The 20,549-nt window shown below is 40.7% G+C and carries 24 protein-coding genes; 16 read left to right on the top strand and 8 right to left on the bottom strand.

All coding sequences use genetic code 11. The features are described 5' to 3' along the window. The first annotated feature begins 167 nt into the window (after window positions 1-167). The 3 genes from ACOJQI_RS13955 to ACOJQI_RS13945 all read left to right on the top strand — a co-directional run bounded on the left by ACOJQI_RS13955 (window position 168) and on the right by ACOJQI_RS13945 (window position 3,024). On the top strand, window positions 168-1,394 hold the full coding sequence (locus ACOJQI_RS13955; RefSeq protein WP_421378870.1) for a two-component system sensor histidine kinase NtrB: 1,227 nt from the start codon (window positions 168-170) through the stop codon (window positions 1,392-1,394). A 374-nt stretch (window positions 1,395-1,768) separates the two neighbouring features. Then, on the top strand, window positions 1,769-2,077 hold the full coding sequence (locus tag ACOJQI_RS13950; protein ID WP_421378868.1) for an ArsR/SmtB family transcription factor: 309 nt from the start codon (window positions 1,769-1,771) through the stop codon (window positions 2,075-2,077). Between the two features lie 11 nt (window positions 2,078-2,088). Further along, entirely contained in the window at window positions 2,089-3,024 is a 936-nt protein-coding gene (locus ACOJQI_RS13945) for a cation diffusion facilitator family transporter (protein WP_421378866.1), read from the top strand. A gap of 43 nt (window positions 3,025-3,067) precedes the next feature. On the opposite strand, the gene ACOJQI_RS13940 is transcribed toward ACOJQI_RS13945, so the two are convergent. Continuing rightward, on the bottom strand, window positions 3,068-3,889 hold the full coding sequence (locus ACOJQI_RS13940) for an EcsC family protein (protein WP_421378864.1): 822 nt from the start codon (window positions 3,887-3,889) through the stop codon (window positions 3,068-3,070). 158 nt (window positions 3,890-4,047) lie between these two features. On the opposite strand from ACOJQI_RS13940, the gene pssA reads away from it, so the two are divergent. The 4 genes from pssA (at window position 4,048) to arsC (ending at window position 6,954) form a co-directional block, all read left to right on the top strand. Beyond that, window positions 4,048-4,737 carry a CDP-diacylglycerol--serine O-phosphatidyltransferase gene (pssA, locus tag ACOJQI_RS13935; RefSeq protein WP_421378861.1) on the top strand — a complete coding sequence of 230 codons (690 nt, stop codon included), beginning with the start codon at window positions 4,048-4,050 and terminating at the stop codon, window positions 4,735-4,737. Window positions 4,738-4,834: 97 nt separating this feature from the next. Then, window positions 4,835-5,179 carry an ArsR/SmtB family transcription factor gene (locus ACOJQI_RS13930; RefSeq protein ID WP_421378859.1) on the top strand — a complete coding sequence of 115 codons (345 nt, stop codon included), beginning with the start codon at window positions 4,835-4,837 and terminating at the stop codon, window positions 5,177-5,179. A gap of 15 nt (window positions 5,180-5,194) precedes the next feature. Next, window positions 5,195-6,508, top strand: a complete 1,314-nt coding sequence (locus ACOJQI_RS13925) for an arsenic transporter (RefSeq protein ID WP_421378857.1) — start codon at window positions 5,195-5,197, stop codon at window positions 6,506-6,508. 26 nt (window positions 6,509-6,534) lie between these two features. Further along, window positions 6,535-6,954, top strand: coding sequence for an arsenate reductase (thioredoxin) (arsC, locus tag ACOJQI_RS13920; protein ID WP_421378851.1), 420 nt, complete (start codon window positions 6,535-6,537; stop codon window positions 6,952-6,954). Window positions 6,955-7,017: 63 nt separating this feature from the next. On the opposite strand, the gene ACOJQI_RS13915 is transcribed toward arsC, so the two are convergent. The 6 genes from ACOJQI_RS13915 to ACOJQI_RS13890 all read right to left on the bottom strand — a co-directional run bounded on the left by ACOJQI_RS13915 (window position 7,018) and on the right by ACOJQI_RS13890 (window position 13,321). Continuing rightward, on the bottom strand, window positions 7,018-7,884 hold the full coding sequence (locus ACOJQI_RS13915) for a permease (protein ID WP_421378848.1): 867 nt from the start codon (window positions 7,882-7,884) through the stop codon (window positions 7,018-7,020). A 70-nt stretch (window positions 7,885-7,954) separates the two neighbouring features. Further along, complete coding sequence (locus tag ACOJQI_RS13910; RefSeq protein WP_421378846.1) at window positions 7,955-8,278, bottom strand: ArsR/SmtB family transcription factor; 324 nt, start codon at window positions 8,276-8,278, stop codon at window positions 7,955-7,957. Between the two features lie 360 nt (window positions 8,279-8,638). Further along, window positions 8,639-9,262 carry a TetR/AcrR family transcriptional regulator gene (locus ACOJQI_RS13905; protein ID WP_421378844.1) on the bottom strand — a complete coding sequence of 208 codons (624 nt, stop codon included), beginning with the start codon at window positions 9,260-9,262 and terminating at the stop codon, window positions 8,639-8,641. Then, entirely contained in the window at window positions 9,216-10,487 is a 1,272-nt protein-coding gene (locus tag ACOJQI_RS13900; protein ID WP_421378842.1) for an MFS transporter, read from the bottom strand. The genes ACOJQI_RS13905 and ACOJQI_RS13900 overlap by 47 nt, the downstream gene beginning before the upstream one ends. Before the next feature lie 167 nt (window positions 10,488-10,654). Beyond that, window positions 10,655-11,554 (bottom strand): ferritin family protein, encoded by a 900-nt coding sequence (locus ACOJQI_RS13895; RefSeq protein WP_421378840.1) that lies wholly within the window; start codon window positions 11,552-11,554, stop codon window positions 10,655-10,657. Between the two features lie 288 nt (window positions 11,555-11,842). Then, a complete protein-coding gene (locus tag ACOJQI_RS13890; protein ID WP_421378838.1) occupies window positions 11,843-13,321 on the bottom strand; it encodes an amidase family protein in 1,479 nt (492 codons plus the stop codon). A gap of 287 nt (window positions 13,322-13,608) precedes the next feature. Here ACOJQI_RS13890 and ACOJQI_RS13885 point away from each other — a divergent pair, with 287 nt between their 5' ends. Both ACOJQI_RS13885 and ACOJQI_RS13880 read left to right on the top strand, forming a co-directional pair. Beyond that, the gene (locus tag ACOJQI_RS13885; RefSeq protein WP_421378836.1) at window positions 13,609-14,007 is read left to right on the top strand and encodes a DoxX family protein; all 399 of its coding nucleotides are present in this window, start codon (window positions 13,609-13,611) and stop codon (window positions 14,005-14,007) included. Between the two features lie 98 nt (window positions 14,008-14,105). After that, entirely contained in the window at window positions 14,106-15,044 is a 939-nt protein-coding gene (locus ACOJQI_RS13880; RefSeq protein WP_421378834.1) for a ring-cleaving dioxygenase, read from the top strand. A gap of 45 nt (window positions 15,045-15,089) precedes the next feature. On the opposite strand, the gene ACOJQI_RS13875 is transcribed toward ACOJQI_RS13880, so the two are convergent. Continuing rightward, window positions 15,090-15,275: a histidine kinase gene (locus ACOJQI_RS13875; RefSeq protein ID WP_421378832.1), complete on the bottom strand. Its 186-nt coding sequence runs from the start codon at window positions 15,273-15,275 to the stop codon at window positions 15,090-15,092. 173 nt (window positions 15,276-15,448) lie between these two features. Between ACOJQI_RS13875 and ACOJQI_RS13870 the strand changes: the two genes are divergently transcribed. The 7 genes from ACOJQI_RS13870 (at window position 15,449) to ACOJQI_RS13840 (ending at window position 20,537) form a co-directional block, all read left to right on the top strand. Further along, a complete protein-coding gene (locus tag ACOJQI_RS13870; RefSeq protein WP_421378830.1) occupies window positions 15,449-15,730 on the top strand; it encodes a hypothetical protein in 282 nt (93 codons plus the stop codon). A gap of 85 nt (window positions 15,731-15,815) precedes the next feature. Further along, window positions 15,816-16,076, top strand: coding sequence for a spore germination protein (locus ACOJQI_RS13865; protein ID WP_421385475.1), 261 nt, complete (start codon window positions 15,816-15,818; stop codon window positions 16,074-16,076). 18 nt (window positions 16,077-16,094) lie between these two features. Then, window positions 16,095-16,337 (top strand): spore germination protein, encoded by a 243-nt coding sequence (locus ACOJQI_RS13860; RefSeq protein WP_421378828.1) that lies wholly within the window; start codon window positions 16,095-16,097, stop codon window positions 16,335-16,337. A 12-nt stretch (window positions 16,338-16,349) separates the two neighbouring features. Then, a complete protein-coding gene (locus ACOJQI_RS13855; protein WP_421378825.1) occupies window positions 16,350-16,775 on the top strand; it encodes an Hsp20/alpha crystallin family protein in 426 nt (141 codons plus the stop codon). Between the two features lie 90 nt (window positions 16,776-16,865). After that, window positions 16,866-18,473: a DcuS/MalK family sensor histidine kinase gene (gene dcuS, locus ACOJQI_RS13850; protein ID WP_421378823.1), complete on the top strand. Its 1,608-nt coding sequence runs from the start codon at window positions 16,866-16,868 to the stop codon at window positions 18,471-18,473. Beyond that, window positions 18,466-19,167, top strand: coding sequence for a response regulator (locus ACOJQI_RS13845; protein ID WP_421378821.1), 702 nt, complete (start codon window positions 18,466-18,468; stop codon window positions 19,165-19,167). The genes dcuS and ACOJQI_RS13845 overlap by 8 nt, the downstream gene beginning before the upstream one ends. A gap of 179 nt (window positions 19,168-19,346) precedes the next feature. Next, window positions 19,347-20,537 carry an NAD(P)-dependent malic enzyme gene (locus tag ACOJQI_RS13840; RefSeq protein WP_421378819.1) on the top strand — a complete coding sequence of 397 codons (1,191 nt, stop codon included), beginning with the start codon at window positions 19,347-19,349 and terminating at the stop codon, window positions 20,535-20,537. Window positions 20,538-20,549 lie beyond the last annotated feature (12 nt).

Genomic DNA, 20,549 nt, shown 5'->3' with positions numbered 1-20,549 from the left:
TCAAATGAATGAGGTCTTTTAACACGTTAAAGTACTAAGGGGGACTGTCCCCCTTAGTGCTTTAACGCGTTAAAATCTGTTTAGGTGGCTATTGTTTACATATTAAGAGAAAGATATAATAGAATTATGTAATAAATTGGCATGGACCAATATTAAAGGGCGATGGTATGGAGAATACAGTAGAAGAATTGAAGGCGAAGATAGAAAAGCTGGAGAAAGAGGTACAGTTTTACCGGGGAATGATGAAGGAACTTCCGGTCAGCTTTACTGACAGCGACCCTCTTTCCAGTAAAAAGATCGTCAAAAATAAGGATGGATTTTCTTTAATCAATGAGGATGAAAAGGGGAAACCAACATCCAGCGTTTCTGGATTAGATATTCCCTTTGAACAGATGGAACAATTCTTAACCCCGATTTTTGATTTGGTTCATCATCATATTGTTTTTATAAATAGCGAAGGAATGATCACTCTCTGCAACATACAGGCTGCTAATGATCTTGGGGTTGATAGGGATGCGATGATCGGCAGGCATATCAGAGAGCTCCTCGGGCTTACAGATTCCAAGATCAACCTTCTCGAAACGTTAAGAACTGGAAAGCCGATTGTGAATCGTGAAGTGTTAGATAAAAATTATGGAATCAACAACACGCATATCATCAGGGATATCAATGGAGAAGTGTTACGGGTAGTAGGGACCTTTCAATTTTTGAACGGAGTCAAGGAAGCAGAGAAAAGGGGGCTGGCAGGAAGGATTGCTGCTGGCATTGCCCATGAGATCAGAAATCCTTTAACAACGGTGAGGGGATTTTTGCAGCTTATGCATACGCAGACAGAACCTGAAACAAGTTCCCTTATTAAAGGTCTCTTAATACCAGAAATAGACAGGGCAAACAAAATCATCACAGACTTTCTTCGGATTTCCAAACCATTAGAAACTTCCACTGAGAAATTAAAGATTGAGTCATTTATCTTTGATTATATAGGCAAGTTTCTGAATAGCGAAGCTTTGTTATATAACATATCCTTCACCTGTACTGTTTCTGAAGATGCGAAAGACTGCATAATTGAAGGGAATAAAGAAGAATTCTTCCAGGTTTTCATCAATTTATTCAGCAATTCATTCCAAGCAAAGCAAGGCCAGCTGGAGATTGTCATTGATGTAGTCAGAAGGGATTCCAATATTGAAATCTATTTTAAAGATAATGGCACCGGAATCAAGCCTTCCATGATTCCGCATGTGTTTGATCCTTTCTTTACAACGAAAGATGATGGAACGGGACTGGGTCTTTCTGTAAGTAAAAAGATCATTGAAAATTATGGCGGGGACATGAACGTAACAAGTAATGGGAATGGTACTACATTCAAGATCACTCTCCCAGTATCGAGCACTTGAACGATCAGTAAAAAAAGACTTGTAATTCATTTGCGATCGTGCTATATTAATTAAGCGATGAGCTGAATTGTGTAAGTCGACAGACAAGCTTTCGAAGCTAAACGTGCGATGTGGCGCACGGTCTCTCGCCTCAATACGCAGGCGCCTGTTTTCGAACAGGCGCCTTTTTATGTTCCTTGGATTTATTTTATTCAAGCCTCTTGATCTAATTCTTCACATGACACTTCCTCTGCATCCGCCCTCAAAGGAATAAAACTCCAATTACCAATCAATTCACTTTTTTATAAAAAGAAAAAATGTTACATTTATAGTATCAATATATGAGCATGTGTTCATATAATAAAATACAAAGCGGGAAAGAGGTTTAACTATTCATGGAAAAAAGCAGACATGATTTTTTATCCGGCGATACGGTAGAGAAGGTGGCCAGGACTTTCAAGGCACTCTCCGACCCAACGCGTGTCAAGATCTTATATTTGCTTACACAGGAAGAATGTTCAGTAGGACATATTGCTGAGGTCCTTAATCTTTCACAGTCTGCAGTTTCCCATCAATTGTCTTTCTTGAAGAACCAAAGACTTGTCAAAGCAAGAAGGGAAGGGCAGTCTTTTTATTACAGCTATGATGATAACCATGTCATCGAGATACTGAAACAGGTTATCAACCATTCACTTCATGACTAGGAGGGATCGATATGCATCACCATCATGGACACGGACATGATCATCATGACCATCACGGACATGACCACGGGCACGCAAGAGAGGGGAACAAGAAAGGCCTTACCATTGCTTTGATCATCACGACGGGAATCATGCTGCTTGAATTCTTTGGCGGATTGATCACAAACAGTCTTGCTCTTTTATCGGATTCTGGACATATGCTTAGTGACGCCAGTTCACTGGCTTTAAGTCTTGTTGCCATGTGGTTTGCAGGACGGGCCGCGACATCTACGAAAACATATGGATATTATCGGTTTGAAATTTTGGCCGCCCTGTTAAACGGTGTCACTTTGTTCTTAATTGCTGGATTTATCGTATACGAAGCGTATAATCGCATGTTTGATCCGCCGACTGTTTCAAGTGGAACAATGATGCTGATTGCTTTTATTGGATTGCTTGCCAACTTACTGAGTGCATGGGCATTAATCAAAAAGGGTGACGTTAAAGACAATGTCAATCTGAGGAGTGCCTACTTACATGTGCTTGGTGATGCGTTAGGATCGGTTGGAGCGATTCTCGCCGGTGCAGTCATGCTTATCTTTGACTGGTACTGGGCTGACCCTCTCATCAGCGTTCTGGTAGCACTGCTTATTCTAAAAAGTGCTTGGGGGATTATATCACATACCGTGCATATCTTGATGGAGGGCACACCAAGTGGAGTTGAAGTAAAGAGCGTGAGAAACGAGTTGGAAAATATTCAAGGGGTTAGGGATGTTCATGACCTTCATATATGGACAATTACTTCAGGAATGAACTCGTTAAGCTGTCATTTGTTAATTGAAGACGAAGAAGACGATCAGGCCATTTTACAGAAAGCCATTGATATAATTGAAGAGAAATTTCATATAAACCATACGACCATCCAGGTGGAACGATCGGATCTTTCACATGGAGAAGTCCATGATTAATTTGAAAATCCCCTGCCGGCAGGGGATTTTGTTTGTTGTATTATTAACTTTTTGCAGATTGAGGCTCTTCAATTGAACGCATCCTATCTATTATCCTTCTTTTGCGGTATAGAAAAGAGCCGGCTTCTGCAATGTCACTGATCATGGCCCTGTTTGTAAAGGCGCCGAATACAATTCCTGCAACAGGCACCATTTGAAACAGCTTCTTCCACCCAAATTGATCTCTGTAAGTATAGACAACTTCACGCCAGCCTTGAATTTGGGCCATTATTTCGTTTGTGGATCCCTCACCGTCATAGTAAGCTGCAAGATTATCCAGGATTGCTCGTTTACCTACAATGTCAGCAGAAGCAAATTGCAAACATTTTATAATAAAAATCCTTTCTTTTTTTTCATTTGGGTCATATCCATGAATTAAGGCGATTTCCTGAAGTGTTTTCAATGAGATGCCGAGCAATGCAGGAATATCGATGGAAAGGGTAAAAAGGCCGCCTATTCCCGTAGTTGCTCCTTGCACAGCAGCTGCTTTTCTTCTGGAGCCGGCAAGGTCTTTACTAAGCATATCCATTTCTTCTAGGCGCAGTTTAGTAATATCTTCTATGCTGTTAATGGGACTGCCACTCTTTTTTTCAATCGATTTGTATACCATCTTCTGGGAAGTCAAATATTTTCCACCATTTTGTATATAGCTCCCCATTTCATCCAGAAAGGCTCCGACCTTTTTGTGTACAAACTCTGGAGTGATCTTATCGAGTAATTTAAATGGCAGTCTGGTCCACTTTTCCCAGAACCAGGCCTTCTTCTGATCCTCGATCCAAAGGTCGGTTTCTTCAAGGGCAGTCTGCAATTCTTGTTTCGTTTCCATACTCTTCCTCCTTCAAGTGAAAACCATTAGAACTTATCACTATCTTAATAATACCCGAAAGACAATTGACAAATCTAAAGAAAGAGGGTGAGACTATTATAATTAATGTTATAATAGTAGGAATCAGAAAGAAAATTACGGAGAGTGGAGATAACATAATGCGACTAAAGAAGAGCATTCCTAACATGTTTACTTTGGGTAATTTATATTGTGGATTTCTTTCCATCGGCTTCGCAGCAAGCGGACAGTTTAAAAATGCAGCAATCTTAATTTTGATCGGTATGATGCTGGATAGCATGGATGGACGTCTCGCAAGGATGCTTAAAGCCGATAGTGTCCTGGGGAAAGAGCTGGACTCACTTGCGGATATCGTGACTTTTGGTGTTGCACCGTCATTTTTGGTTTACTATACATATTTCTATCAATTCGATTTACTGGGATTTGCTGTCGCCGGTTTATTCCCGTTATTTGGGGCGTTCAGGCTGGCCAGATTCAATGTCAGCTCTGACAAAACAGGCCTGAGTTACTTCATTGGAGTTCCTATTACAGCAGCAGGGGGAATATTAGCCCTGCTGACTCTCTTCGGCAACAATATTCCCAGTATTTTAACAACGGTTGTATTCACTGCTCTATGCTTTTTGATGGTAAGCAGGATCCGGATTCCAAGCTTCAAAGATATCCCGCTTCCTAAGTATGGAACAATCGTCACTGTATTCCTGGGATGTTTACTTTTTGTAATTTATAGAGGAACCTACGAACAATTTCCCTATTTAATTTATGTGGCGGCGCCTTTATATATTGCCTATTTATCTTATAGATTTGTGAAGGGAAAGAATAAAAAAGAATAACTTTTGCTGGAAAAACCGCTGATTCAGCGGTTTTTCTATTGAATATATAAGCAAATAGTTATATATTTATATATGCATTTGGAATGGAGGGACATAGATGGTTAATACACTAGTTGATATTGAAAAAGCTTCAATGATTTTAAAACTTCTAGGTGATAAGACAAGATTGACAATGGTGAAACTCCTGGAAATGAATGACTGCTGTGTCTGTGAGTTTGTAGAGATTTTCAAGATGAGCCAGCCTTCAATAAGCCAGCATTTAAGAAAGTTGAAGGATGCTGAGATTGTCAAGGAGACAAGACGGGGGCAATGGATCATTTATTCTTTGAACAGGGACAGTGAATATTATCTTTTTATCATTGAATTGCTTTCACACCTTCCAGATCAAGAATTTAAGATTAAACAATTAGAACAGCAGGGATTGCGAATCTCTTGTGAATAGCTGGGAGGAATGAGTTTGGTTTCTACTTTATTAGCAACAATCATATTTTTGGTTACACTTACGCTGGTGATTTGGCAGCCGAAGGGTCTGTCAATTGGATGGTCGGCCTGCGGAGGGGCAGTGCTTGCCCTGATAGCGGGAGTAGTGGATTTTAATGATGTAATTGATGTAACAGGCATTGTTTGGAATGCTACCCTCGCCTTTATTGCCATCATCATTATTTCACTCATTTTGGATGAAATAGGATTTTTTGAATGGTCAGCATTGCATATGGCCAGGGCCGCTAAAGGAAACGGGGTACTGATGTTTATCTATGTGACCTTCCTTGGGGCTGTAGTTGCTGCTTTTTTCGCCAATGATGGGGCAGCCCTTATTTTGACACCGATTGTTCTGGCGATGGTGAGGAACCTGAATTTCAATGAAAAAATGGTCTTTCCGTTTATCATTGCCAGCGGATTTATTGCTGACACCACTTCATTACCGCTTGTAGTGAGCAATCTTGTCAATATTGTATCGGCTGACTTTTTCGGCATCGGGTTTGTTGAGTATGCTTCGAGAATGATTGTACCGAACGTCTTCTCTTTATTAGCAAGCATTATCGTTCTTTATCTATTTTTCCGTAAAAGCATACCTAAAAATTACGATTTATCTGATTTGAAAGAACCGGCAGAAGCCATTAAAGACCACAAAATGTTTAAATTATCCTGGGTGGTATTGGATGTTTTGCTTTTTGGATACTTTGCAAGTGAATTCATCTCACTTAATGAAGAAATGACTTTGCCAGTCTCATTCATTGCAGGTATCGTGGCCATTTTCTTTCTGCTGATGGCGAGAAGAAGCTCTGCGGTGAATACAAAGACTGTCATTAAGGGAGCGCCTTGGGCAATCGTATTCTTCTCTATCGGTATGTATGTGGTCGTTTATGGTCTGAGAAATGCTGGTTTGACTGATGTACTAGCGAATATCATCCAGTCAGCAGCCGACCAGGGCTTGTTTACAGCAACCATTGGTATGGGATTCATTGCGGCCATTCTTTCTTCAGTGATGAACAATATGCCGACAGTCATGATTGATGCTTTGGCCATCGCCGATACGAATACGACAGGAACAATAAGAGAAGCATTAATATATGCAAATGTCATCGGTTCAGACCTGGGACCGAAAATCACACCTATCGGGTCATTGGCAACATTGCTGTGGCTGCATGTTCTTTCATTGAAAGGCGTAAAAATTTCGTGGGGGACTTATTTTAAGACAGGGATTATCCTAACGATTCCAACACTATTTATAACACTTGTTGGACTTTATATTTGGTTGCTTATCATTTAAAAATCAATCCAAGAGGAGAAATTTATATGTCGAAGAAAACAATCTACTTCTTATGTACTGGTAATTCATGCAGAAGCCAAATGGCTGAAGGATGGGGAAAGCAATACCTTGGGAAAGAATGGGATGTGAAAAGTGCTGGAATTGAAGCGCATGGTCTAAATCCCAATGCAGTGAAAGCAATGAACGAAGCGGGAGTCGATATCTCAGAACAAACTTCTGATATCATAGACCCGGAGATCATGAACACTGCAGACTTAATCGTTACTTTATGCGGTCATGCAGCCGACAATTGCCCCGTAACACCTCCGCATATCAAAAGAGTCCATTGGGGCTTTGATGATCCAGCGAAAGCTGAAGGAACAGAAGAAGAAAAGTGGGCATTTTTCACTCGTGTACGTGACGAGATTGGAGACCGCATTAAACATTTTGCGGAAACAGGAGAATAACAAGAAAAGGGACCAGGAGAATAATCTCTTGGTCCTTTTAAAGTCCCGTATTTTCCTGAATGTTCAGAGAAAATAGAACACAAAACCGGAAATTGTCGACATCGCTGCGACTGAAATTACAAACATGATCACCAGATCCCTTTGGAAAATCGATTTCAAAAGAATCACTTCAGGCAGACTGGCTCCAGCAGAACTGATCATCATAGCCATCACAGGTCCGAGGGCCATTCCTTTCATAATGAGCACTTGAGAAATAGGAATCATGCTTGAAAGCCGTATATAAAGTGGAATCCCGACGAGTGCCGCTATAGGGATCAGCCACCATTTCTCTCCTCCAAACAGATAAGAAATAGTCTCTGTTGGAACTAATCCATGGATGAAGGCTCCAATGGCTGCGCCTATAAGAAGGTAGGGAAGAACGCTTTTCATTAAGCCAGCTGTTTCCGCAATGGCTAATTTTACATTAAACTTCTTCTCTGATTCCACATAACCGGTCATCACTACATGTTTAACAGACCTATCGAACCCTAACCTCTCCAGTGTAAATCCAATCATAATAGAAAGCACTGAGGTGATGACCGTATAAATGATGGTCACCTTCCACCCCAATACGACTGCCATCAGGGTTAAAATCACAGGGTCCAGAACCGGAGAGGAGAATAGGAATACCATCACAATCGAAAACGGTATTTTTTTCTTCAACATATTGACAACAATGGGGATTGTTGAACATGAACAGAAAGGCGTGATGAAGGCGAATATAACAGCAGCGGCTGCTGCGAGGGCTTTATTTTTTCCTATAAGCTTCCTTTCGATCTTTTTATAAGGAATCAAACCCTGCAGTAAACTGATTAAAAAAGAAATGATAATGAATAACAATGTTAATTCTACAGCGATGAACAAAAAACTTTTTAAAGTCTCGATCCACATAACAATTCCTCCTTTATTTCATTAATCAAAAAAAATTGATTTATACTTTTAAAAAGAGGCTGCTGTATTATCAGCAGCTTTTTCTAAACAAACAGCATAGTTCCTCAGACAATAAGTGATTAATTTCTTGAGGGTTTAGATTGTAATAACTCCAGGTTCCCCTGGTTTCCTTGGTGATGATATTTGCGGCCAGTAATATTTTGAGGTGATATGACAGCTTTGATTGACTCATATCCATCAGCGGTGCCAAGTCGCAAACACACATCTCGCCTTTTTCAGTAAGAATGTTCATGATATGGAGCCTTTTTTTATCAGCTATCGCTTTGAATTTTGCTTCATACTTCTCAAATACTTTATCCGTGGGAATATCATTAAGTTCAAATTCTATACTCAAGCAAAACACCTTCTTTTATCAAAATATCTTGATGTAACTATACTAATACCAAAATTTTCTTGTGTCAATTATAAATCAAATATTTTTGATTATTTGTTGCAGAAGAATTGAATTGGTAATATAATGAAATTATAAATATCAAGAAAAGTTGATTTACGGAAAGGGGATGGAGTATATGGAATTTATTAAAAAGTTAATCTGGGGAGGATCTGCAAAAACTTCAGATTGTTGCAGAGTAGTAATTAGAGAGGAAGAGAGCAATGAAGAAAACCCTTCTTGCTGCGGCTCGGATGATCAAAGAAATTGCTGCTGAATACCCAGAAAAAGGCAAGGGGCATGTTGATGCTGCCCCCTTGCCTGTTATTCTTCTTCCAATCCTAGAGCCCATCTTAAGAACTTAATCAATAAAACAGTTTGCTGTTTCAACTCGAGTGACTCATTGTCAAGCAAAGCATGCCCCAACGCAAGGCCGTCAATATAGGCAATGATGGATTTTGCTATGACTTGTCTATCAAACCGAGGAGAAAATTCACCTATTCTTTCCCCCTCCTCCAGTATCCTGGTAGTCATTTCATAGGCGTTGTGATATCTTTGCTGTGCATAATTTCGCCTGTCTTCTTCATTTCTGCCTGTAATGAAATATTCGAGCTTGGATGGAGAGAGAGGGTCCATTTTATCATTTGGCTTCTTATCTTCTCCGAGGAAGGTCATCAGCAGGGCATCCCAGCAGGTGTCCTGCTGTTTTAGCATTCTTTCCAAAGATTCTTCCATTACCTCCCTGTGTTGATCTTCAATGACTGCATGAAAGAGCTTTTCTTTGTTTTCGAAGTACTGATACAACCCTCCGCGGCTGACCCCGGCTTTTTCCATCACATGCTTCATAGTGGTGTTTTCGTAGCCATGTTCAATAAATACTTCTGTTGCAGCGTCGATTAGTTTAGCGCGACGCTGCGCCTTGTGTTCCCGGCTGACTCTCGGTGACATGAGGATCCTCCTGTTCAACTCTGTTTTTAAATAATATAGAAATGAAGAATAGAATGATTAGTAAAGAACTTGTGACAAGAAAGGAAGGAATGATTCCAATCACTGTTGCGAGCGCTCCCCCTGCTAGTGGACCTATGATGGTTGCTGTTGTCGTTGTGCTGTTAATGACTCCGAACACTCTTCCTGTCATATGAACAGGTGTCTTTTCTTGTGTGGCTGCCTGAAAAGGGATAAAAACCAATCCTGCCGATAGACCTGCCACGAGTGCCAGCCCAGGCACCCAAATAATGGAGTGAGCAAGGTCATAGTTAGTAAGTAAGGCCATCATACCAAAACCAAGCCCAATACCCAGCACACCTAGACACATATAAAGGAAAGCATTATAGTTTGTTTTTTTAGAAAGGAAGATACCTGTAAAGAGCATTCCCAAACCTGAACATGTAACTGCATAACCAAAGAGGTCAGGTGATACATTTGTAAGCTGGCGCAGCAATATGATGATTTGCGAATCTGAAAGCTGCAAAATGAGTAAACTCACGCCGAGCAAAAACAAACCGTACATCAGGTAGCTGCTCTGCCTGATGAAAGACAGTCCCTCCATCATTTCTTCTTTAAATGAAGGTCCTTGTTTACCATTGGATTTCCTCGTCATTCCTTCGTTCATTGTTTTCGGCAAAAACAAGATCAGGACTGCTGAAAGAAAAAAGGTTGCAGAGTCTATATAAAAGACATTATATGTTCCAATTGCTGTTACCAAGATTCCGCTTACAAGAGGGCCCAGGACTTTAGTGCTTGAATCGATCATAGAAGTGAGTGACATTGCCCCTTTGATATGTTCATCCTTAACTAACTCTTTCAATTTCCCGTTTTTCGCTGGAATGAAGACCGATGAAAAGATCCCAATTGTAAACAGGCAGGCGTAAACCATCCAGACATTGGCTGCAAGAGTCAGTAAGAGGATGAGCAGTCCCCGTACGACATCTGAAACAATCATCAGCGTTTTTCGTTCCATACGGTCCGCAACTGCACCAGACACAGGACCTAACAATGCCATTGGCAGGGCCAGGCTTAAAATGATGAGTGACATTTGAAGCGGTGTCGCTTCCCATTTTAACCCAACCAGCGTAATAATTGCCACTATACTTAACCAATCACCCAAACTTGAAATGGCTTGAGCCGTCATCAAAGTAATAAAATTCTTGTTTTGGCCTAACTTTTCTCCCATTTGAATCCCTCCGTTTAAATAAAAATGACACTAGTGTCGTTTTTCTTAATTTCATTATATCGACACTAGTGTCGTTTTGCAACACTTTATTTAAAAATGGGCTTGACCTTTTTTAAAGCAGGGGATTATGGACAATAAAAAAAGACCTTTATGCAGGTCTTAATGGTTTATAGATTTCTGGCCAAACCTCGTTCAAAGGCAGCTAAATGATTCAGTGAAGCATTCCTAAGCTGTGTGAATACAAATTGAACATCTTCAGGAAGTTGGTAGGTCAAAAACTTATCATACATTGCTATGTTGTCTATTTCTCCTTTTACGCCAGCAGCATAAGCATCTTTTATCGTTTCAGGAATACTGGCATACATTGTGGACGTATCAGGGGGTAGTGGCACTCCGTATCCCTGGAAAAGCGGCTGCAGTGCAGCTATATGCCTGAGTTCAGCCTGTTTAATCCTGGAAAATGTTCTTATTTCACCGAACTTTTGAAGAATAAGATTGTATCTTGTTTGCGCAAGGTATTCATCCTGCATGGCATAGGTCAGCATTTGAGCAAGGGATAGTGCGGAAGTGTTGATTGCTCCTTCGGCACCAAAGTTAATCGTTTGCCGAAAAAGTCTGTTAGATGTTGGGGAGGTGAGCAAATATAAGAACCAGACAGCGTGATTCTGCTCGTCTGCGGCAGCTCGTTGAAAGATCTTTTTAATAACTGGGTCGTCTGTTTTGTCTGCAATGTCCAAATAAAAATCCACCGTATTCTGTTCATCCTTAAAAGCTGCCTGTAAACCTCTCCTGTATTGTTTCGCACATTCTTCGGTGATTTTTGGTACTGGTTTTTTACCTGTTAACCTTTTATAAAAATTTGTGAATTCTTTATAATGACGTTTTTCATCCTGTTGAATTTCGAGTATTAGTTCCTTTGCTTCGGAGGTTTTTGCCTGCTTGCTTAATTCCTCATAACAAAGGATTGCGGTATATTCCCCATTGATTGCCCGCTGGATGTCATCAGCCAATTCCTTCTGTATTCGCGATGAATCAGTTAAATAGGGTGGATCATGATAAAGGTACATCTCTTAGCCCCTCCTTTGATAAGTCACCTGTATTTTATGTGAAGGACCGGCTCGGTGTTCTAATAATTCTGTATGACATTCTTTTTCGAAAAGTAAAATATAAGAGTAGAAGGAAGTTTCAGGATGAAAAACAGGAGCGCGAAGCGAATGATGTCCCCAAAGAGGGTATGGATAGACCTTTTGAATTTCGCATTAAATATAGCAGCAAGTTTACGAAAAGGGCCTTTAAAAAAGTTTAAGCAGCTGGAACTTCAGCTGCTTCTATACTTGTAGAAATAGGAGGGGAAGTTATGGTCGTCTTATCCATAAAGGGCTGTGTTCCAACTCGCCAGCAAGTCTGAATAAAAGATCTTCTCTTCCGCGTGCAGCCATCACCTGTACCCCGCAAGGCAGGTTTTCTTCCGTCAGATGCAATGGAAGAGACATAGCCGGCTGTCCTGATAGATTGGCCAATTGGGTGAAGGGTGTCCTTTCAAGGCTCTTTGTCACAAGTTCATCAACGAAGCCGCTTCTTTTTAATAGCCCCCCTGCATTCAGGGTTCCAACAGCTTTCATCAATAACTTCTCTAATGGAGTTTGATCAAGCTCTCCTATGCGTGATGGCGGATAGGCCGTTGCAGGAGTGATGTAGAAAGTATACTCTTCATGAAAGGATTCCATTATGATAGCGGACTGGTCCCATACCTGAAGAGCCTGTACAAATTCTCCCGCGGAAACTTTATTGCCCAGCTGGTTCAGAAGCCAAGTTGCAGGTTCTACGTCTTTCATGGACACCCGGCGGCCGATTATTTTCTCTATATTAGCCAAGGTTGCGGCCACTTCACCAAAGTACATCGTCATATAGCTTTCTGCAAGTTGTTTTCCATCAATTTCAGGGGCTTTTTCTTCAATTTCAAAGCCCAATTCTTCCAGTACCTTCATTGTTTTGAGAACGGCTTTTTTACATTCGGGGTGAACCTTTGTTCCAATTGGCGATTCAATGGAGAAGGCAATTTTTAATCCCTTTTCCAAAGGCTTATCAACTAAATCCAGATAGGACCCTCTGAATTCAGGGAGGTGAAAGGCAGCCGTCTTTTCATAACCATGCGTTTCATCAAGCATGGCTGCACTGTCCCTTACCGTTTTGCTGATCACATGGTCAACTGAAGCTCCCTGCCAGGAACGGCCTTTTTTGGGGCCGACAGGAGTTCTGCCCCTGGTAGGTTTCAGCCCGAATAAACCAGTGAATGCTGCAGGGATTCGGATAGATCCGCCTCCATCGTTACCGCCGGCAATCGGCACCATCCCGGAAGCCACTGCAGCTGCTGAACCACCGCTTGAACCACCTGGTGTATGATTCAGATTCCAAGGGTTTCTTGAAGGACCGTAGTGTACAGGTTCTGTTATCGCCAGCAGTGCAAATTCAGGTACATTGGTCTGGCCAAGTATGACAACACCGGTCTTCTTTAAGCGTCTTACATATTCCGCATCCACATCACTTATATAACCTGATAATATTTTGGCACCCAATGTAAGAGGATGACCCTTGATATCCTGCTGTGCATTCTTTAGAAGAACTGGAACGCCTGCAAAAGTTGAAGATAATTCGAGAGATTTTAGAGTTTCTTCAGCCTCTTCATACATCTTATGAATAACTGTATTCAATGAGGGATTTAGTTCCTCTATTTTTTCAATAGCTGATTCTATCAATTCTTTAGGTGTGATTTCTCCTTTCCTTATGAGTGAGGCAAGACCCAGGCCATCATATTGTTGGTATTCATTTAACATGAAATTACGAACCTCCTTTAACATAAATAAGTACATATTTACTATATAATTCGATACTAATATTTATATCCTTTTAATTTCTAATAGAAAAATAATGATTCCAAACTTTCCGGAACCAAAAGAAAGGAACGGCATATATATAAATTAAGTTGTTGACATATAAGAAAATTCCTTATAAAATTATCTCGAATTCGAGATAATTTTATGTTGATGTCTTATAGGGAGATTACTAAATTTTTTTAGTGTAATATCTCGAATTCGAAATAAAAAATTATGGAGGTTTTAGGATGTTAGATTTAGGTTTATTTATAATCAGACTGGTTATTGGTATATCATTCTTTGCCCATGGAGCTCAAAAATTATTTGGCTGGTTTGGTGGTTACGGTTTAAAAGGCACCGGAGGATGGATGGATTCACTCGGTTTGAAACCTGGTGTGACAATGGCTTTGTTCGCAGGGGTAGCTGAATTTGCAGGAGGGATTTTGTTCGTTCTAGGCCTGTTTACTCCATTTGCAGGAATAATGATTGCACTTACTATGCTCGTTGCTATTGGTAAAGTACACTTTGCCAATGGTTATTGGTCCACAAATAATGGGTACGAATACAATCTTGCTCTATTGGCAGTAGCAATTGGCCTGGCCCTTACTGGTGCAGGGAGATTTGCATTGGATGCAGTCTTATTCTAAGACATTTCGAAACTGAAATATTTTTGTGATAGGCTCCTTTTAGCTTATAATGGATGTACTCAATTAGCGGAAGTTTCTTAATCATAAGGAGTGATGAAATGAAGAAAAAGATAAAGGGAATACATCATATAACTGCGATTGTTGGCAATCCCCAGGAGAACGTGGACTTTTACGCAGGGGTTTTAGGACTGAGAATGGTCAAGCAAACTGTTAATTTCGACGATCCGGGGACCTATCATTTATACTTTGGCGATGAACAGGGGAGCCCCGGAACTGTAATTACCTTTTTTCCCTGGGATGGAGCACACCAAGGTAGAATCGGAGGAGGCCAGGTGGGAAGCACTTCTTATGCAGTCCCTAAAGGTTCTCTGCCATTTTGGGAAGACAGATTAAAAGGATTTACTATCTCTTTTAGTAAGAGTAAACGATTTGGAGAAACTTATTTGCAATTTAAAGACCCGCATGGACTTGAGGTTGAACTGGTGGAACGGGAACTGGGGAAGAGCAGTCAGTGGAGTTTTGGGAAAATATCACCGGATGTCGCCATCAAGGGTTTTGCAGGAGCATTTCTTTTATCAGCAAGTCCAGAGTTGACAGCTCAATTATTGGAAGAAGTGATGGGGTTTGAGCTGGTTGATAGAGAAGGAACTGTCACCCGCTTTAAATCCACAGCAGATATCGGAAATATCGTCGATTTGAATATGGAAGCTGTCCACCGCGGAAGAATGGGAGTAGGGACTGTCCATCACATTGCCTGGCGTGCAGATGATGATCAAGATCAACTGAGCTGGAAAGAACACTTGGAAAATAATCGCTACCCGGTTACCCCGGTTCAGGATAGAAATTACTTCAATGCTATATATTTCAGGGAGCATGGAGATATTCTCTTTGAGATTGCAACGGATCCCCCTGGCTTTACCGTCGATGAGACGCCTGATGAATTGGGTATTAACTTAAAGCTTCCTCCTCAATATGAACCACTTAGAGACAAAATTGAACAAGTATTACTTCCAATAAAGGTGCGGAAATTAGACTGAAAAAATCCCCTGTCATCATGGTATGACAGGGAATTTTTTACTCTATCAGTACTTCCTTTCATCCTCAGGAAATAGGAAATACGTTATGATACCAGATACCAACATACCCCCAAATGAGATCAATAGTCTGGCCGGCATGCTGATTTCGCCGTAGTTATTGGACAAAAACCATAGGGATAAAATAAAGACAAGAATAGAAACAGGAAGCACAACGGCCATTCTCTTATTCATGTATATCACGTCCTTCACTTACTAATGCTTATACATTTTATCATAGTTCCCATTAGAAAAAGTACAACTTTAAAAGGATATTAAGGATGAACAGTCCGGATTTAGAAGAAAATAATGTTATGTGATTTTATATGTATAAGTCGACCCAGGCTTGCTGATAAGGAGGATAAGAAATGGAGCCTTTTCCAGTTATACATACAAACTTCTGGGATGCAGTCACTGCCGTCCCCCTGACAATCATTTTGACACAGGTTTTTAAAATTATGTTATCTATCCGGCGGCCGTTTGTCCCGACTTTGGCAAATGTCATTGGTCTTATCATTTCAATCTTCTTCGCTCATAAGGGAAACATTTGGACAGGGATTTTTATGGGCTTCTTCTATGGTAATGCAGCGGTAGGTGTATATTCTTCTTTGAAAACAAGTATCATTGCTTACAGAAGCAGGAAGAGTTGACAGACTCAAAGTGCATGAAGGAACAAATAGGTATGATTGGCATATGATACTTTATAGTTTATAAGGGTAGAAGGGGTGTGCAATGATGCCATCTACTGTCATTAATTTGTACTATCTTAAGGTCAACAGTGTGTCGGGCAACGGCTCCATTACGATTGGGGAAGCGGTGCATAACAGTCATACTGCGAATAGCAAATCACAAGGGACCAATTCTTCCTTTGGAGATACTTCACCGACAGAAGGAATCATGGAAAACATTTTAATTGACCCGGATGTAAATGATATGGCGGCAATCGGGACGGCAGACTCCACAAATATTGGATTTAAGCCGTTAGTCCCCCTATAAGGGAAAGGAGTATGAAAGATGCCTTATGCAATAAATATCTTTAACATGAAGGTCAACGGAACAACGCAGAATGGGAATATTGATATTGGGCCGACTGTGCATAACAGCCATACCGCAAATACCAAACTCTTCGGTGCAAACTTTTCATTTGGTGATCTATCGCCAACAGCCGGATTATTAAACTCCGGAATTTTTGACCCTGATATTAGTGATCAGGACCAAATTGCCAATCCATCTATGCCGATATCTAATCAAATATAGAGGAAAAAGCTGATGGATATCGAAAAAATCAGAAAATGGATGGAGATTACCAATGAATACCGGGCAAGTGATTTTTGGACCAAAGTACTTCAAGAAAAAGGTCCCGACGAGTTTTTCAGGGATCAAAAAACACCGAGGAATTTCGACATTCACCAAAATAGCGAGTATACGTATATTACTTTAGAGATACCGGGTGTACTAAAAGAAGATCTATCTCTTAACCTGCTCTCAGGCACCAGGCTGCAGGTGAAAGGAGTTACACGGCAGGTGTTTCCTGATGAAATGGAACTAAGAAGCGAAAGGAAATATGGTGAATTTGAACAGGTCATTGACTTACCTGAAATCGCCAGAGCAGGGACTTTTACTACACAGATCCATAACGGGTTATTGTTTCTGACCTATCCCCGTCAAGTTGAAAAGATTCGGTTTGACACTTGAAATTCCCACCTATTAATAAATAGTGGGAATTTTTTTATGGAAAAGCATAGAGAAAGGTTTGCTATAATGTTTAAAGATTGGAGGAATTCAATGTTAAAAGAGCCGTTCAAGTTGTCGACAATCATTATCTTTTTTGTATGTTTGGTTGTATTATCTTCCTTACTGATAACCGATCTGCTTATAAGCAATACCACTACGGAGAGGATCCGCGGCAACCAAGAAGAAAAAGCTCAAATTGTTTCCCGGACCGTAGCAGAATCTCAGATCGTAAAGGAAGGATTATTGTCAAAAGATAAGGCCCCGGCAATTCAGGATTATACGAGCGAAGTGCAGTCCATAACGGACATGATGTTCATCGTGGTGATGGATATGCAAGGCGTCAGAAAATCCCACCCCAATCCTGAACTGATAGGAAAGAGGTTCGTAGGAGGAGACGAAGCAGAAGTCTTAAAAGGGAATGAACACATTTCCATCTCTAAAGGGACACTGGGCCAATCATTAAGGGCCTTTACCCCTGTCTACGACAATGAAGATAATCAAATCGGGGCTGTCGCTGTAGGGATTTCCTTAGAGCAAGTACAGTCATCACTATCCGAAGGCCATCAAAATATCATAAAAGGGACAGTGTTTGGAATAATAGCCGGAATTATCGGGGCTTTTCTTTTGGCAAAGTACATAAAGAGAATGCTATTTGGACTCGAGCCATACGCTATATCAAAGCTGCTCGAAGAACGAAGCACCATGCTTCAGTCAGTTCATGAAGGAATTGTGGCAGTCGATCAAGAAAAAAATATTACCCTGGTTAATAAATCAGCACTCAGAATCTTTAAAATGGCCGGATTATCAGATCAACCTGTGGGCATGAAGATTTCTGATTATATGCCAAGCAGCAAATTGGACAGGGTCTTACAGACAGGAAAGCCCGAACGTGACGAGGAACAGGTTCTTAACGGGGTTTCCATTCTTGTAAACCGGGAGCCTCTTATTGTTAACAACCAAGTCATCGGAGCGATTTCAACCTTCAGGGATATGACCGAAGTAAACCATCTGGCAAAGCAATTAACGGGGGTACGTACTTATGCTGAAACGCTCCGTGCCCAGTCACATGAATTCATGAATCGGCTTCATGTCATATTTGGAATGGTCCAATTGGAAGCGTATGATGAATTAATGGAATTTATCCGAAAGCTCGTCGATCATAATAATGAAGAAATCGATATGGTTGCCAAAAGCATAAGAGACCCGGTGCTTGCCGGCTTCCTGATGGGCAAAATAAGTTATGCACGTGAAGAAAATGTAGAGTTAATTGTAAAAAGTGAAGCACCAATAGAGCAAATCTTTGAACCTGAAGTCACTCATGAATTAATTACTATCATTGGTAATCTAATCGACAATGCAATCGAAGCATTAACAGAAAGTGAAAAGAAAGTAATAGAATTAAGCTTGACAGCGCAAAATGGGCGGCTGTCCATTCAAGTGGAAGATACAGGGCCCGGCATTGAAGATGTAAAAGGGGCGGCCATTTTCAAGAAAGGATATTCGACTAAAGGAGAAGACCGCGGTTTCGGCTTGTACTTGGTAAACAAAAGTATTGAACGTCTTAAAGGTGGTATGACAGTTAAGTCCAGTCCAGAAGGGACAGTATTCAACGCAGAAATAATATATGAAACAACGAGAGATGGGATAGAAGATGATTAAAGTATTAATAATTGAAGACGATCCAATGGTGGCAGAATTCAATAAGCGTTATCTGGATAAAGTAGGAGGTTTCTCATTAGTCGGTGTAGTTCATACTACAAAAGACGCTAGATTGGTAATAGAATCAGAAAAGGTGGACTTGCTGCTGCTGGATGTTTTTATGCCAGGAGGTAACGGCCTTGAATTGTTAAGTGAAATAAGGGAAAAAGGAATGGCTGTGGATGCGATATTGATTACAGCAGCATCAGACTCTGAAAAAATCCAGTCCGCGCTTCGATTCGGTGCTGCAGATTACTTGATCAAGCCTTTTGAATTTGATCGATTCAAACAAGCTCTTTTAAGATTTAAAGAAAAATATACTATCTTTCATAATAGTGATAATCTCAGTCAGGAGGAGATTGATCAAAGGTTATTTGAACCTGAAAGCACCCAGAGGAAGATGGATAAATCACTGCCTAAAGGGCTTACCAAAAGCACCCTCTTAGTCATCGTTGAAACTGTTAAGAAATTAAAAAACTTTTCAACAGATGAAATTGCCGAACAGACGAATATTTCCAGGGTCTCAGTCAGAAAATACCTTGTTTTTCTGACTGAAATCAATGTTTTGGAAGAAACGCTGGTATATGGAATTGGCCGTCCGGTTTATCAATACTCATACAAAGATAATGAAAAAATAGTAGAAGGATATTTGTAAGACTGACTCAAGAATCTTTACTGGTTCTTGGGTTTTTTGCTTTTTTAAGTCCTATTTTCAGTTATGCTGCTTTTTTTAATTTCAAAAAGAATGCATTAATTTCATAACCTGTTTATCTCTTTAAGAATTCTCTAAGATGAAAATACATTATGAAAGCGATTACTTGGAGGAGAGATAGAATGTCCAGAAGGAACCTGAGAGATGAAACAATCGAACTTCATCGATTGCATTCAGGAAAAATTGAAGTAAACAGCAAAGTGAATATTAATAGTGAAGAAGATTTAAGTCTTGTATATACCCCTGGGGTTGCGGATGTTTGTAAGGCAATTGCGGAAAATGAGGCAGAAGTCGACACACTGACTTCAAGAGGGAACATGGTAGCGATTGTCTCTGATGGAACAGCTGTATTGGGACTGGGTGATATTGGCCCTAAAGCTGCAATGCCTGTAATGGAGGGTAAGAGCATTCTATTTAAGAATTTTGCGGATATTGATGCTTTTCCGCTTTGCCTGGATACAAAAAATGTAGATGAAATCGTCAACATTATTAAAGCACTTCAACCAAGTTTCGGGGGAGTGAACTTGGAGGATATCTCAGCCCCCCGCTGCTTTGAAATAGAAGAAAGATTGAAGAAAGAACTGGACATCCCTGTATTCCATGATGACCAGCATGGCACTGCAATCGTTGTTTTGGCAGCGCTTTATAATGCTCTTAAAGTAGTGAGCAAAGTCCATAAGAACATTAAGGTTGTCGTTAATGGGGCAGGTGCTGCAGGTATTTCAATTGCGAAACTCTTATTGCATGCAGGTTATAAAAATATCACTCTGGTAAGCTTGGAGGGAGTCGTTTGCAAAGGTGAAAAATGGCTGAATCCTGCACAGGAAAAGATAGCGGAACAGACCAATTTGACTGGTGTCAAGGGGACTTTGGACGAAGCAATAAAAGAGGCAGACGTCTTTATCGGTGTTTCCGCTCCAGGCGTTATGAAGCCTGAGCATATCAAGGCTATGAATGAAAAGCCGATCGTTTTGGCTATGGCAAACCCGATCCCGGAAATCTACCCGGAAGAAGCACTGGAAGCCGGTGCTGCGGTTGTAGGAACAGGACGCTCTGATTACCCTAACCAGGTAAATAACCTTCTGGCTTTCCCGGGAATATTCCGTGGTGCTTTGGATGCTAAGGCAAAAGATATCACGATGGAAATGAAAGTGGCTGCCGCTTATGCAATTGCCGGTGTTATTACTGAAAATGAATTGAGTGCGGATTATATTATTCCAAAAGCACTGGATGAAAGAGTGGCGAGGCTGGTAGCCAAAGCTGTAAGAGTAACAGCTATCCAACAGAAAAAAGGAAGGAGTTCGGTATCATAAACCGGACTCCAT

It is taken from the genome of Bacillus salacetis (genome assembly GCF_049177075.1).
GTDB classification, from domain to species: Bacteria; Bacillota; Bacilli; order Bacillales; family Bacillaceae_B; genus Rossellomorea; species Rossellomorea salacetis_A.
Note: the sequence above shows the minus strand (reverse complement) of the source record. Positions and strands in the feature narration are given on the sequence as shown.